We start from the raw sequence: 13,191 nt of genomic DNA, 5'->3' as shown, positions 1-13,191 counted from the left end.
ACCTTCGTGCCGCCCATCACTGCCCCGGTCATGCTAGCCGTACCCCCTTGCCTGCCACAGGCCCGGTGCCGGGCGTCACCGTCCGGTCACTGTTGGCAACGACGGGTGACCTTACCGGGTTCCCGGCCGGGGCCGCCAGCGCGGGCGGCCCCGGCCGGGCGGCGGTTACCTGACGGGCAGGTGCTGGCGCATCACCGCCAGCAGGTGGTCGGTCTCCACCGGCTTGGTGATGTGGTCGGTGGCCCCGGCCTGCAGGCTCTTCTCCCGGTCGCCCTTCATCGCCTTGGCGGTCAGCGCGATGATCGGCAGCCCGGAGAACCGGGGCATCCGGCGGATCTGCTCGGTGGTCGCGTAGCCGTCCAGCTCCGGCATCATGATGTCCATCAGCACCAGGGCCACGTCCTCGTGCTGTTCGAGCATCTCGATGCCCTCGCGGCCGTTCTCGGCGTACAGCACCGTCAGGCCGTACTGCTCCAGCACGCTGGTCAGCGCGAACACGTTGCGGATGTCGTCGTCGACGATCAGCACCCGCTCGCCGTCGAAGCGGGCCGCGGTGGCCGCGCCGGCGCGCTGCGGCTCGCCCTGGCGCGGGATGGTGTCCTCGGCGGGGCGGGGGGCGTCCTCGGAGCGGGCGGCGCGGCGGCGCTCGACGGTGGAGCGGCGGCGTTCCTCGACCAGGCCTCGGGCCTCCTGGGTCCACTGCTCGGCGGGCGTGCGGGAGGGCTCCAGGGCGCGCGGGGCGGCACCGCGCTCCAGCGCGACCGGCTCGGGGCCCTCGCTGCGCAGCGGCAGGTAGAGGGTGAACGTGGAGCCGGCGCCGAGTTCGCTCGCGACGTGGATCTCGCCGCCGAGCAGCCGGGCGATCTCCCGGCTGATGGACAGGCCGAGGCCGGTGCCGCCGTACTTGCGGCTGGTGCCGCCGTCGGCCTGCTTGAACGCCTCGAAGATCTCCCGCAGCTTGTTGCCGGGGATGCCGATGCCGGTGTCGGAGACCGAGAAGGCGATCAGCTGCTCGTCGGGGTCGGCGATGGTGCCGGTCTCCAGCAGTTGCTCGCGGACGTGCTGGGGGATCTCCGGGCCGGACACCGGGCGGATCATCAGCTCGACCGCGCCGGCGTCGGTGAACTTCACCGCGTTGGACAGCAGGTTGCGCAGCACCTGCTGGAGGCGCTGCTCGTCGGTGTGCAGGGTGACCGGCAGGTCCGGGGAGACCCGGACCGCGAAGTCCAGGTTCTTCTCGGCGGTGAGCGGCCGGAACGCGGCCTCCACGTAGTCGACCAGCTGGACCAGGGCGATCCGGGCCGGGCGGACGTCCATCTTGCCGGCCTCGACCTTGGACAGGTCGAGGATGTCGTTGATCAGCTGGAGCAGGTCGCTGCCCGCGCCGTGGATGGTCTCGGCGAACTCGACCTGCTTGGCGGACAGGTTGCCCTCGTTGTTGTCGGAGAGCAGCTTGGCCAGGATCAGCAGCGAGTTGAGCGGGGTGCGCAGCTCGTGCGACATGTTGGCGAGGAACTCGCTCTTGTAGCGCGAGGCCAGCGCGAGCTGCTCGGCGCGCTCCTCCAGGATCTGCCGCGCCTCCTCGATCTCGCTGTTCTTGATCTCGATGTCGCGGTTCTGCTGGGCGAGTTGCTCGGCCTTCTCCTGCAGCTCCTCGTTGGTGCGCTCCAACTCCTCCTGCCGGGCCTCCAGTTCGGCGGAGCGCATGGACAGCTCGGCGGTCAGGCGCTGGGACTCCAGCAGCAGGCCCTCGGTCTTGGTGTTGACCGAGATGGTGTTGACGGTGACGCCGATCTGGTCGGCGATCTGGATCAGGAAGTCCAGCGCGACGGTGGTGAAGCTGGAGAAGGTGGCGAGCTCGATCACCCCGAGCAGCCGGTCCTCGAACAGCACCGGCATCACCACGACGTGCGCCGGGGACGACTCGCCGAGGCCGGAGGAGATCTTCAGGTAGCCGGGCGGGGTCTCCTTCAGCACGATCGGCCGCTTCTCCACCGCGGCCTGCCCGATCAGGCCCTCGCCGAGCCGGAAGGTGGTCGGCATGGTGCGCCGGTGGTAGCCGTAGGAGCCGATCAGGCGCAGCACGATGTCGTTCTCGTCGTCGTCCTCGGTGACGAGTTCGGCGGTCCGGCCGGCGGGCTGCGCGAGGAAGAACGCGCCGTGCTGGGCGGAGACCACCGGGGTGAGCTCGCTCATGATCAGCGAGGCGACGGCGGACAGGTCGCGGCGGCCCTGCAGCAGGCCGGACATCCGGGCCAGGTTGGACTTCAGCCAGTCCTGTTCCTTGTTGGTCCGGGTGGTCTCGCGCAGGTTGGCGATCATCTGGTTGATGTTGTCCTTGAGCTCGTCGAGCTCGCCGGACGCGTCCACGTTGATCCGGGGCGACAGGTCGCCCCTGGTGACGGCGGTGGCGACCTGGGCGATCGCGCGCACCTGCCGGGTCAGGTTGTTGGCGAGTTCGTTCACCGACTCGGTGAGGTCCTGCCAGGTGCCGGCCACGCCGGGGACGCGGGCCTGGCCGCCGAGGCGGCCGTCGGTGCCGACCTCGCGGGCGACGCGGGTGACCTCGTCCGCGAACGCGGACAGCTGGTCGACCATGGTGTTGATGCTGGTCTTGAGCTCCAGGATCTCGCCGCGGGCGTCCACGTCGATCTTCTGCGAGAGGTCGCCGCGGGCGACGGCGGTGATGACGAGCGCGATGTTGCGGACCTGGCCGGTGAGGTTGTTGGCCATCAGGTTGACGTTCTCGGTCAGGTCCTTCCAGATGCCGGCCACGCCCGGCACTCCGGCCTGGCCGCCCAGGATGCCGTCGGTGCCCACCTCGCGGGCCACCCGGGTCACTTCGACGGCGAACGCCGAGAGCTGGTCGACCATGGTGTTCAGGGTGTCGGCGAGCGCCGCGACCTCGCCGGCCGCGTCGATGGCGATCTTCTTCGACAGGTCGCCGCGGGCCACCGCGGACGCCACCTCGGCGATGTTGCGCACCTGGGAGGTGAGGTTGGACGCCATCAGGTTGACGTTGTCGGTCAGGTCACGCCAGATGCCGGAGACGCCGGAGACCCGGGCCTGGCCGCCCAGGATGCCGTCGGTGCCGACCTCGCGGGCGACGCGGGTGACCTCGTCGGCGAACGCGGACAGCTGCTCGACCATGGTGTTGACGGTGGTGACCAGCTCGCGGATCTCGCCCTTGGCGTCGACGGTGATCTTCTTGGAGACGTCGCCGCGGGCCACCGCGGTGGTCACCTCGGCGATCGAACGCACCTGGCTGGTCAGGTTGTTGGCCATCAGGTTCACCGAGTTGGTGAGGTCCTTCCAGGTGCCGGACACCCCGGGCACGCTGGCCTGGCCGCCGAGGATGCCCTCGGTGCCGACGTCCCGGGCGACCCGGGTGACCTCGTCCGCGAACGCCGAGAGCTGGTCGACCATGGTGTTGATGGTGTTCTTGAGTTCCAGGATCTCGCCGCGCGCATCGACCTGGATCTTCTGCGACAGGTCGCCCTTGGCGACCGCGGTGGTCACCTGGGCGATGTTGCGGACCTGCGAAGTGAGGTTGTTCGCCATCGAGTTGACGTTCTCGGTCAGGTCCTTCCAGACGCCGGCCACGCCCGGCACCTGCGCCTGCCCGCCGAGGATGCCCTCGGTGCCGACCGCGCGCGCCACCCGGGTCACCTGCTCGGCGAAGCCGGACAGCTGGTCGACCATGGTGTTGATGGTGTTCTTGAGTTCGAGGATCTCGCCGCGGGCGTCGACCTCGATCTTGCGCGACAGGTCGCCCTTGGCGACGGCCGTGGTCACCTCGGCGATGTTGCGGACCTGCGCGGTCAGGTTGGCGGCCATGAAGTTCACCGAGTCGGTCAGGTCGCGCCACACGCCGGCCACCCCCGACACCTGCGCCTGGCCGCCGAGCCGGCCCTCGGTGCCCACGTCGCGGGCCACCGTCGTGACCTGCGCCGCAAAGGAGTTGAGCTGGTCCACCATGGTGTTGACGGTGTTCTTCAGCTCCAGCATCTCGCCGTCGACGTCGACGGTGACCTTGCGCGACAGGTCGCCGCGGGCGACCGCGGTGGTCACCTCGGCGATGTTGCGGACCTGCGCGGTCAGCCGGCCGGCCATGGTGTTGACCGAGTCGGCGAGGTCCTTCCAGGAGCCGGAGACGCTGCGCACCCGGGCCTGCCCGCCGAGCTTGCCCTCGGTGCCGACCTCGATCGCCACCCGGGTCACCTGCTCGGTGAACTCGCTGAGCTGGTCGACCAGTCCGTTGACGGTGCGGCCGACCTTCAGGAACTCGCCGCGCAGCGGGTAGCTGGCCCCGGTGGTGTGCACCGAGCGCAGCTCCATGGTCTGCGTCAGGTCGCCCTCGGCGATCGAGGACAGCACCCGGCCGACCTCGGCCATCGGCCGGGCCAGGTCGTCGATCAGCGCGTTGCAGTTGTCGACGGCCGCCATCCAGGCGCCCTCGCCGACCCCGGTCTCCAGCCGCTCGGACAGCCGGCCCTCGCGGCCCACCGCCCGCCGCACCCGGGCGAGTTCACCGGTGAGGTGCTGGTTGCGCTCGGCGACCTCGTTGAACACCGCGGCGATCTCGGCCAGCAGGCCGTCGCCGGGGAAGGTCAGCCGGCGGCGGAAGTTGCCGTCGCGCATCGCGGTCAGCGCGGCGAGCAGCTTGCGCAGCTCGGCGGGCTCCGCGCCGCGCCCCGGGCCCTGGCGCCGGCCGCCGGCCCGCGAGGGCGGAGCCGACCGCGCGCCGCGCGCAGCGGCCGTCGTGGTACCGGACACGTCCTTGGTCGCCGAACTCAACGGGGCCCTCCCAGGTCCTGACTGTCACTGCGGCAGAAGGGCCGGCGAACGGCCCGCCGCTGCCGCGCCGTCCCCTCGACCGTACTGCGGTGGTGACGGCACGCGGACCCCCCAGTGTGACAGCACTGGCACCCGGTGTCGGACCGCTTGCCGAGGGTTTTCGCGGGTGACCGGGGAACGACCAGGGAAAGTCGTGAAGGAAATCACCCCCAGGGGCCTGTTTCGGCTCCCGGCCCCCGCGGGGTACCAACCGGAAAGTAGGGTGGAGGGCCGCACCGGGCCGAGGCGACCCCCGCCCCGCCCCGCCGCAGGTCCCCACCCGCCGTACCAGCAGCAGAGGAGACGTGGCCGTGGTCACCGCGCGCGCAGCCGCCACCTTCGAACCGGTCGACCGGTCGGCCGCCGCGGCCCGCGGCTTCGTCCGGGACGCCCTGCTCGGGTGGGACCTGCCCGAGGTGGTGGACGACGCGGTGGTGCTGGTCAGCGAACTGGTCACGAACGCCGTGGTGCACGCCGGGACGGCCGCCGAGGTGGCCTGCCTGCGCGAGGAGGACACCGTCCGGATCGAGGTCACCGACCGGCACCCGGAGCGCGGCCTGCCCTCGTTCGCCAACGTGACGCTGAACTCGGACCGGTACGCCGACCCGGACGGCGAGGGCGGCCGCGGCCTGCTGATGTGCTCGGCGCTGTCCAGCAGTTGGGGCGTGGAGTACGCGGCCGGCCGCAAGACCGTCTGGTTCCGCCTGGCGCTGCCCGAGCAGCAGGTCGGCACCCGGTACGCGCTGCCGAGCCTGCCCGGCGGCGAACTGCCCGCCGCCGACGGGCCGGTGCGGGTCGCCGTCGTCCAGCTCGACGACCACGGCCGGATCCGGCACTGGAACAGCGACGCCGAATCGCTCTTCCACCTCCCCGCCGACGCGGTGTTCGGCCGCCCCTGGGCGGAACTCGCCGTCTGGCCGCAGACCCCCGGCCTCGGCCTCGGCGACACCCTGCGGCTGGCCCGCTGGGAGGGCAGCTACACGGTGCGCGGCGGCGACGGCGCCGCCCGCGAGGTGTACGGCACGCACGTGCGGCTGCGCGACAGCGAGGGGTCGCCGGTCGTGCTGTGCCTGCTGGTCCGCGCCGCCGACCGGGCCGTGCTCCGCACCCCGGGCACCGCCTCCGCCGAGGCCGCCACCACCGCCGTCGAGCCGCTCGACCTGCTGGTCGGCCCGGTCTCCCCGGACGACCTGTCCAGCCTGCTGCAGCGGATCGTGGAGCGGGCCCGCGACCTGCTCGACGCGGACGCCGCGTACCTGATGCTCACCAGCGAGGACGAGACCGAGTTCGAACTGCGCGCCGCCACCGGCCTGGCCGGCCCGGCCCGCCGTTTCGCCCGGCTGCCGATCGACGGCGCGGGACGCTTCGACTCGGCCCGGCTGCCCGCCGTCCACGAGGACCTGGCGGTGCGGCCCGGCGCCGCGCCGCTGCTGGCCGGCACCGACCTGCGCTCGCTGATCACCGTCCCGTTGAAGGTCGAGGGCCGCCTGACCGGCTCGCTCGGGGTGGCCGCCGCCCCGCCCGGCCGCTACGACAACGAGGACGCGCTGCGCCTGCAGTTCGCCGCCGACCGGATCGCGCTGGCCCTGGAGAGCGCCCGGCTCGGCGAGCTGGAGCGGCTGCGGCGCGGCTCGCTGTCCTTCCTGGTGGAGGCCTCCGACCTGCTCGCGGGCACCCTGGAGCACGAGCAGACGCTCGCCCTGATGGCGCAGATGGCGATCCCCACCCTGGCGTCCTGGTGCGCCGTCTACACCACCGCGGACGCCGCCGCCGGCGCCGACCTCGCGTTCGTGCTCCACGAGGACGAGGACCGGATCGACGCGCTGCGCGCCCTGCTCGACAAGGCCCCCGCTCCGGAGGCCGTGCACAGCCCCGGCGCCCGGAACTGGACGGCGCCCGCCGACACCGCCCGCGCGCTGGGCACCGCGGACAGCCCCGAACTGGCCGGCCTGCTCGGCGAGACCGTGGTGCTGCCGCTGTCCGCCCGCAACCGGGTGATCGGCCTGCTGGTGCTCGGCACCCGGCAGGGCGTCCGGTTCCGCCAGGAGATCCTGGAACTCGGTGAGGACCTGTCCCGCCGGGCCGCCCTGGCACTCGACAACTCCCGCCTGTACTCGGAGCGCACCGCCACCTCGCAGGCCTTCCAGCGCGCCCTGCTGCCGCCGGAGCTGCCGAAGATCCCGGGCGTCGAGGTCGAGGTGTTCTACCAGGCCGCGGGCGAGGGCAACGAGGTCGGCGGCGACTTCTACGACCTGTTCCCGATCCGCGAGGGCACCTACGGCTTCGCCATCGGCGACGTCTGCGGCACCGGCCCCGAGGCCGCCTCGGTGACCGGCCTGGCCCGCAACTCACTGCGCCTGCTGGCCCGCGAGGGCCTGAGCGCCCCGCAGGTCCTCACCCGGCTGAACGCGGCGATCCTCGACGAGGGCAGCCGGGCCCGCTTCCTGACGCTGCTGTACGGCGAGTTGACGCCCCGTGAGGACGGCTCGACCGTCCTGTCGCTGGTCTGCGCCGGCCACCCGCTGCCGCTGCGGCTGCGCACCGACGGCCAGGTCGACCAGGCCGCCTCGCCGCAGCCGCTGCTCGGCGTGATGGACGAACTCGAACTGACCGCAGAGGAGTTGGTGCTCTCCCCGGGCGAGGTGCTGCTCTGCGTGACGGACGGCGTCACCGAGCGCCGGGAGGGCCGCCGGATGCTCGGCGACGACGGCCTGATCGAGGTGCTGACCGGCTGCGCGGGCCTGACCGCGGGCGCGGTGGCCGCCCGGGTGCACCGCGCGGTGGAGCGCTTCGCGCCCGAGCCGCCCTCCGACGACATGGCGATCCTGACGCTCCGCATCCCGACCCAGCGTCAGAACTAAGCCCTCTCTTCCGGATCCTGCCGGAAGGGAAGGCCCGGGCGCCATCGTCACGGTTTGCTCACGCTTGCTCGTTCCCGGCGGTTCACAAGGGTACAAAGCCGCGGGGCCGGGTAGACCATTGGCGCCGGGGGATTCCACCCCGGAGGGCATCGACCGGTGGCCGCGCCACCGGTTCTCTCATCCCGCCGCAGCCGCCCGCACCCCTCTCCGGTGCGCCCACGACCCGGCACCCGGCACCACCTCGCACACCCCACCCTTCACCGTGTTCTCGCCATGCCCTGGCGCAGAGTGAAAGGAGCCTCCGGTGAGCAATGACGCCTCCGGGGCGAACGCCCGATCCGCAGACGCGGGTCCGCTCGGTCATCTGGCCCTCGGTCTCACCCTGCTCGCGTACGGCCTGCTCGGCACCGGTGTCCTCAGCGGCACCTCGTCCGGCGGCGCCGCTGCGCTGGCCCACCTGGTCGGCGGCGTGACGCTGTTCGTCGCCGGCCTCTGGCAGTTCCGCGGCGGCGACCGCCTCAACGGCACCGCCTTCACCGCCCTCGGCGCCTTCTGGGCGACCTGGGCGGCGGCCGGCTCGGCCGGCAAGAACACCGCGGGCCTGTTCCTGCTGCTGTGGGCGCTGCTGGCGCTCACCCTGACCGCCGCCTCCTGGGGCGCCGGCCTGCTCGCCCGCCTGGTGTACGGCCTGCTGACGCTCTCCCTGCTGCTCGGCGCCGTCGGCGTCCTCGGCAGCAGCAGCGGCACCGGCAAGGTCGGCGCCTGGCTGGCCGCCGCCTCCGGCCTGGCCGCCTGGTACTGGGCCACCTCCGCCCTGACCGGCGGACGCTGGGGCCGGATCGCACTCCCGGTCAAGTAGCCCGCCGCACGCACACCCCGGGGCCCGGACGCCACCCCCACGGCGCCCGGGCCCCGGCATGTCCGCGTCCGGACGCGGCCCCGCCGGTGCCCCCGCCGGCGTTCTCGCTGGTCAACGCCCCGCAGAAATCCTTGACTTGACGGTCAGTCATGCAGCCAGTCCTATAGTGCTAGGAAGCTAGATAAATGAGGTTGTGGTGATCGAGTTCCACATCGAGCCCCGGTCCGGTGTCGCCCCCTACCTGCAACTGGTCCACCAAGTACGGCAGGCCCTCCGTCTGGGCCTGCTGCACGAGGGCGACCGGCTGCCGAAGGTCAAGGACGTCGCGGCCAAGGTCGCGATCAACCCCAACACCGTGCTCAAGGCTTACCGCCAACTGGAGAACGAGGGCCTGGTCTCCCCCAAGCCCGGCGTCGGCACCTTCGTCACCGGCACCCTCGGCGACCCCGCCACGTCCGAACACGAGCCGCTGCGGCAGGAGTTGCGCCGCTGGCTGGCCTCGGCCCGGGCCGCCGGCCTCGACCCGGAGTCCATCGAGGCCCTCTTCCAGCAGACCTTCCGAAGTACCGTCGAAGAGGAGCGATGACCGCGATCGTCGAAACCCGGGCGCTGACCAAGCGCTACGGACGCCGCACGGCCCTGGCCGACTGCACCCTGACCGTCCCCGCCGGACGCGTCGTCGGACTGGTCGGCCCCAACGGCGCCGGCAAGTCCACCCTTCTGCAGCTCGCCTGCGGCCTGCTCACCCCCACCAGCGGCACCGTCGAGGTGTTCGGCCGGCCCCCGGCCGCCGACGGCGCCCAGCTCGGCCGGGTCGGCTTCGTCGCCCAGGAAACCCCGACCTACGCCGCCCTCACCGTCGCCGACCACCTGCGCCTGGGCGCCAGGCTCAACCCCCGCTGGGACGCCGCCCTCGCCGAACGGCGCATCCGGCAGCTCGGCCTCGACCCCGCCCAGCGGTCCGGCCGCCTCTCCGGCGGCCAGCGCGCCCAACTCGCCCTCACCCTCGCCGTCGCCAAACGGCCCGACCTGCTGCTGCTGGACGAACCGGTGGCCGCCCTCGACCCGCTCGCCCGGCGCGCCTTCCTGCAGAGCCTGATGGAGTTCGTCGCCGAATCCGAGTCGCAGGCCACCGTCGTCCTCTCCTCGCACCTGGTCTCCGACCTGGAACGGGTCTGCGACCACCTGATCGTGCTGGCCGGCTCCCGGGTCCAGGCCGACGGCGAGATCGACGACCTGCTCGCCACCCACTTCCGCCTCACCACCGCTCGCCGCGACGCCGACACCCTGCCGGCCGGCATGCGGGTGGTGAACGCCGAACACACCGAACGCCAGAGCACCTTCGTGGTCCGCGCCGACCGCGCCGTCGACGACCCGTCCTGGGTGATGGAACCGCTCGGCCTGGAGGACCTCGTCCTCGCCCACCTCACCGCCGACCCCCGACCCGCCCTGGAGCCGCAGCGATGATCTGGCTGACCTGGCGTCAGTTCCGCGCCCAGTTCCTGGTGGCCGCGGCCGCACTCGCCGCCGCCACCGTCTACCTGGTGTACTCCGGACTCAGCCTGCGGGACGAGTACCACGACCTGACCGCCGGCTGCCCCGCCGGCGGCTGCTCCGACGCGAACCAGCTGATCGACTCCTACTCCCTGCCCTACTGGACCGGCTGCGTGCTGGTCCTGCTCGCCCCCGCTCTGATCGGCGCGTTCTGGGGCGCGCCCCTGGTCGCCCGCGAACTGGAGACCGGCACCCACCGCCTGGTGTGGAACCAGGGCATCGGCCGCGGCCGCTGGCTGGCCGTCAAACTGCTGCTGACCGGCACCGCCGCCGTCACCGTCACCGGGCTGCTCAGCCTGCTGGTGTCCTGGTTCGCCGCCCCGCTGGACCGGATCGGCCACGACCGCTTCACCCCGCTGCTGTTCGCCGCCCGCAGCGTCGTCCCGCTCGGCTACGCCGCGTTCGCGGTCGCCCTCGGCGCCTGCCTCGGCCTGTTCCTGCGCCGCACCGTCGCCGCGATGGCCGTCACCCTCGCCGCCTTCGCCGCCGTCCAGATACTCGTCCCGCTCGCCGTCCGCCCGCACCTCGAACAGCCCGTCCACCAGGTCGTCGCCCTCGACGCCGACACCCTGCGCTCCGCCCGGACGCTCGGCTTCACCGGCGCCCACGGCCCGTCCGCCACCTTCGTCGCCGGCATCGACATGCCCGACGCCTGGATGCTCTCCGACAGCTCACCCGTCCAGGACAGCGACAACCGCACCCTCACCTTCGGCACCCAGCCCTGCCGGGACAGCGGCCACGACCTGCCGTCCGAGGACTGCCTCGCCCACGCGAACCTGCACATCGCCGTCGACTACCAACCCGCCGACCGCTACTGGCCGTTCCAGTGGATCGAGACCGCGATCTTCCTCGCCCTCACGATCGCCCTCGCCGCCCTCACCACCTGGGGCCTGCACCGCCGCCTCGGCTGACCGGGGACCGACCGGGCGCGGCCGAAGCCAACGCAACTGGCTTCGGCCGCGCCCTCACCCTACGGCCCGCCACCGGCGCCCCGGACCACCGGGTGAACGCTCCGCGACCGATCCCGCAATCCCCTCCCGCCCCGGCAGCCGATTGCTAGGGTCTCCGTTCGGAGGCGATGCGCATGGGCCAGTGGCAGGTGAGCACGGAGACCCTCGCCGCATGCCGTTTTGCGTTCTCACCCCTGGTCGAGACCGTCGCCGCCCTCGGCATCCTCGCCGAGATACGCCCCGAACCCTGGCGCCGCGCCTGGCTCGCCACCCACCAGCCCGCCTTCCACCGCCACCTCGCCGGCACCCCGCACCACGCCGACTGGCTGGCCGAACGCCACCCCGCCCGGTGGCCCGCCGAGTTCCGGCTCCCGCCGCCCGACCCGGACGCCGCTCCCGGCCCGCTCGACCTCGCCGGACTCGACCTGCCCCCCGCGCTCGCCGACCTCCTCGCCTGGACGTGGCAGCACGTCGTCCACCCCGAATGGCCCGCCCGCCTGCGCGCCCTGCGCGCCGACGCCACCACCCGCCGCCGCTCCGCCGAGCAGCACGGCTGGCCCGGTGCCCTCCCCGCGCTCGGCCCGCAGCACCGCTGGCTCTCCACCGGCCGACTCCTGCTCGCCGTCCCCGACGACGCACTCCCCCGCACCGAGCTGCTGTTCGTCCCCACCGGCGCCCGGCACGGCTGGATCGCCCAGGACGCCGACCGCGTCGCCGTGATCTACCCGACCTGCACCGCGCCCGTCGCCGGCCCGCGCACCCCGCCCGCCAGCCTCGGCCGCCTGCTCGGCAGCGCCCGCGCCGAACTGCTCGCCGGACTCGACCGCCCCCGCGACACCGGCCAACTCGCCACCCTCACCGGCCTCAGCCCCGCCACCGTCGGCGACCACCTCACCGTCCTGCTCGACGCCCGCCTGGTCGCCCGCGCCCGCTCCGGCACCGCCGGCCGCTACTACCGCACCGCCCTCGCCGACGCCCTGCTCTCCGCCCAGCCAGGCTGACCGGCCGGGCCCGGAGACGCCGATGGCGGCTCCCGAGCGTCCGCTCCGAACCCGCCACCCAAACCGCCGGGCCGTCAGCCCTGCGCCGCGCTGCGCTCCCGCGCCGCCGCGGGCGCTTCCGTCCCCGCCTCCGCCACGGGCCGACGCCAGCCCGTCACGGCCGCCTGCACCAGGTACACGGTCAGCAGGATCGCCAGCGCCACCAGCCCGTCCGCCCAGAAGTGATTGGCCGTCACCACGACCACCCACACCGTCACCAGCGGATGCAGCACCATCAGCCACCGCCACGGCCCCCGCGCCACCGCGATCACCGCCACCGCCGTGATCACGCACCACGCGACGTGCACCGACGGCATCGCCGACAGCTGGTCCGCCACCACCCCCGCGACCGCGTTCCCGTACACCGACTGCCCGTACTGCGCCGCCAGGTCCATGAACCCGTTCCCCGGCAGCATCCTCGGCGGCGCCACCGGAACGAACTGGATCAGCAGGCACACCGCCGTGGTCGCCACCACCGTCGTCCGCACCCACGCGTACCGCTCACGGTGCCGCAGGAACAGCCACAGCAGCACCACCAGCATCACGCCGAAGTGCATCGTCGCGTAGTAGTAGTTCGCCGCCTGCGCCAGCCACGGATGCCCGATCACGGCCCGCTGCCAGGATGCCTCGTCCGGCAGGCCGAGATCCGTCTCCGTCCGGTGGATCCACTCCGCCCGCTCCAGCGCGTGGTCCGTACCCATCAACGACAGGTGCCCGACCACCTGCCACAGCGCGAACAGCGCCAGCAGCGTCCCCGCCTCCCGCAGCACGTCCGCCGCGACCCGGGCCCGACGCCGCTCCCCCGCTCCGTCGCCGGCCTCCGCCCGCTTCGCCGCGAGCCGCCTGACGGTGAACGCCGCCCCGTACAGCGCCGCGGAAGCGGCGACCGAGGTCTGCCAGGTCAACGTCAGGTTCTGCATTGGCGAAGGGTATCCGGAAATGTCCCCGAACAACAGAAAAGCCCCCTGACATCCCGTCAGGGGGCTTCTCCATAATAATTGTTCGGCGGCGTCCTACTCTCCCACAGGGTCCCCCCTGCAGTACCATCGGCGCTGTGAGGCTTAGCTTCCGGGTTCGGAATGTAACCGGGC

General features: G+C 72.8%; 8 protein-coding genes and 1 rRNA gene. 6 read left to right on the top strand and 3 right to left on the bottom strand.

Annotation, left to right across the window (positions count from 1 at the left end; translation table 11 throughout):
• Nucleotides 1–165 precede the first annotated feature (165 nt).
• Nucleotides 166–4,641, bottom strand: a complete 4,476-nt coding sequence (locus ACFV1L_RS15870) for a HAMP domain-containing protein (protein WP_380366388.1) — start codon at nt 4,639–4,641, stop codon at nt 166–168.
• A 506-nt stretch (nt 4,642–5,147) separates the two neighbouring features.
• Here ACFV1L_RS15870 and ACFV1L_RS15865 point away from each other — a divergent pair.
• From ACFV1L_RS15865 to ACFV1L_RS15840, 6 genes are all read left to right on the top strand, one after another.
• Nucleotides 5,148–7,697 (top strand): SpoIIE family protein phosphatase, encoded by a 2,550-nt coding sequence (locus tag ACFV1L_RS15865; RefSeq protein ID WP_380366231.1) that lies wholly within the window; start codon nt 5,148–5,150, stop codon nt 7,695–7,697.
• A gap of 304 nt (nt 7,698–8,001) precedes the next feature.
• Nucleotides 8,002–8,556 (top strand): GPR1/FUN34/YaaH family transporter, encoded by a 555-nt coding sequence (locus ACFV1L_RS15860; RefSeq protein WP_380366229.1) that lies wholly within the window; start codon nt 8,002–8,004, stop codon nt 8,554–8,556.
• 196 nt (nt 8,557–8,752) lie between these two features.
• Nucleotides 8,753–9,142 carry a GntR family transcriptional regulator gene (locus tag ACFV1L_RS15855; protein WP_380366227.1) on the top strand — a complete coding sequence of 130 codons (390 nt, stop codon included), beginning with the start codon at nt 8,753–8,755 and terminating at the stop codon, nt 9,140–9,142.
• Nucleotides 9,139–10,023 carry an ABC transporter ATP-binding protein gene (locus ACFV1L_RS15850; protein WP_380366225.1) on the top strand — a complete coding sequence of 295 codons (885 nt, stop codon included), beginning with the start codon at nt 9,139–9,141 and terminating at the stop codon, nt 10,021–10,023. Before ACFV1L_RS15855 ends, ACFV1L_RS15850 begins: the two co-directional genes overlap by 4 nt.
• Complete coding sequence (locus ACFV1L_RS15845) at nt 10,020–11,021, top strand: ABC transporter permease subunit (protein ID WP_380366223.1); 1,002 nt, start codon at nt 10,020–10,022, stop codon at nt 11,019–11,021. The genes ACFV1L_RS15850 and ACFV1L_RS15845 overlap by 4 nt, the downstream gene beginning before the upstream one ends.
• A gap of 173 nt (nt 11,022–11,194) precedes the next feature.
• Nucleotides 11,195–12,061, top strand: coding sequence for an ArsR/SmtB family transcription factor (locus ACFV1L_RS15840; RefSeq protein ID WP_380366221.1), 867 nt, complete (start codon nt 11,195–11,197; stop codon nt 12,059–12,061).
• A gap of 74 nt (nt 12,062–12,135) precedes the next feature.
• On the opposite strand, the gene ACFV1L_RS15835 is transcribed toward ACFV1L_RS15840, so the two are convergent.
• Together ACFV1L_RS15835 and rrf are read right to left on the bottom strand one after the other, a co-directional pair.
• The gene (locus tag ACFV1L_RS15835) at nt 12,136–13,020 is read right to left on the bottom strand and encodes a phosphatase PAP2 family protein (protein WP_380366220.1); all 885 of its coding nucleotides are present in this window, start codon (nt 13,018–13,020) and stop codon (nt 12,136–12,138) included.
• An 80-nt stretch (nt 13,021–13,100) separates the two neighbouring features.
• A 5S ribosomal RNA gene (rrf, locus tag ACFV1L_RS15830) occupies nt 13,101–13,191 on the bottom strand; the annotation flags it as partial.

Origin of the sequence: Kitasatospora sp. NPDC059646 (assembly GCF_042734615.1) — a bacterium.
Lineage (GTDB): Bacteria > Actinomycetota > Actinomycetes > Streptomycetales > Streptomycetaceae > Kitasatospora.
The sequence above is the reverse complement of the archived record's forward strand: the minus strand, read 5'-3'. Positions and strand labels throughout refer to the sequence as shown.

Bases quoted from the DNA above. Each gene is read 5' to 3' on its own strand.
- ACFV1L_RS15845 (WP_380366223.1), top strand. From the start codon at position 10,020: ATGATCTGGCTGACCTGGCGTCAGTTCCGCGCCCAGTTCCTGGTGGCC.
- ACFV1L_RS15835 (WP_380366220.1), bottom strand. From the start codon at position 13,020: ATGCAGAACCTGACGTTGACCTGGCAGACCTCGGTCGCCGCTTCCGCG.
- ACFV1L_RS15870 (WP_380366388.1), bottom strand. From the start codon at position 4,641: ATGCGCGACGGCAACTTCCGCCGCCGGCTGACCTTCCCCGGCGACGGC.
- ACFV1L_RS15850 (WP_380366225.1), top strand. From the start codon at position 9,139: ATGACCGCGATCGTCGAAACCCGGGCGCTGACCAAGCGCTACGGACGC.
- ACFV1L_RS15840 (WP_380366221.1), top strand. From the start codon at position 11,195: ATGGGCCAGTGGCAGGTGAGCACGGAGACCCTCGCCGCATGCCGTTTT.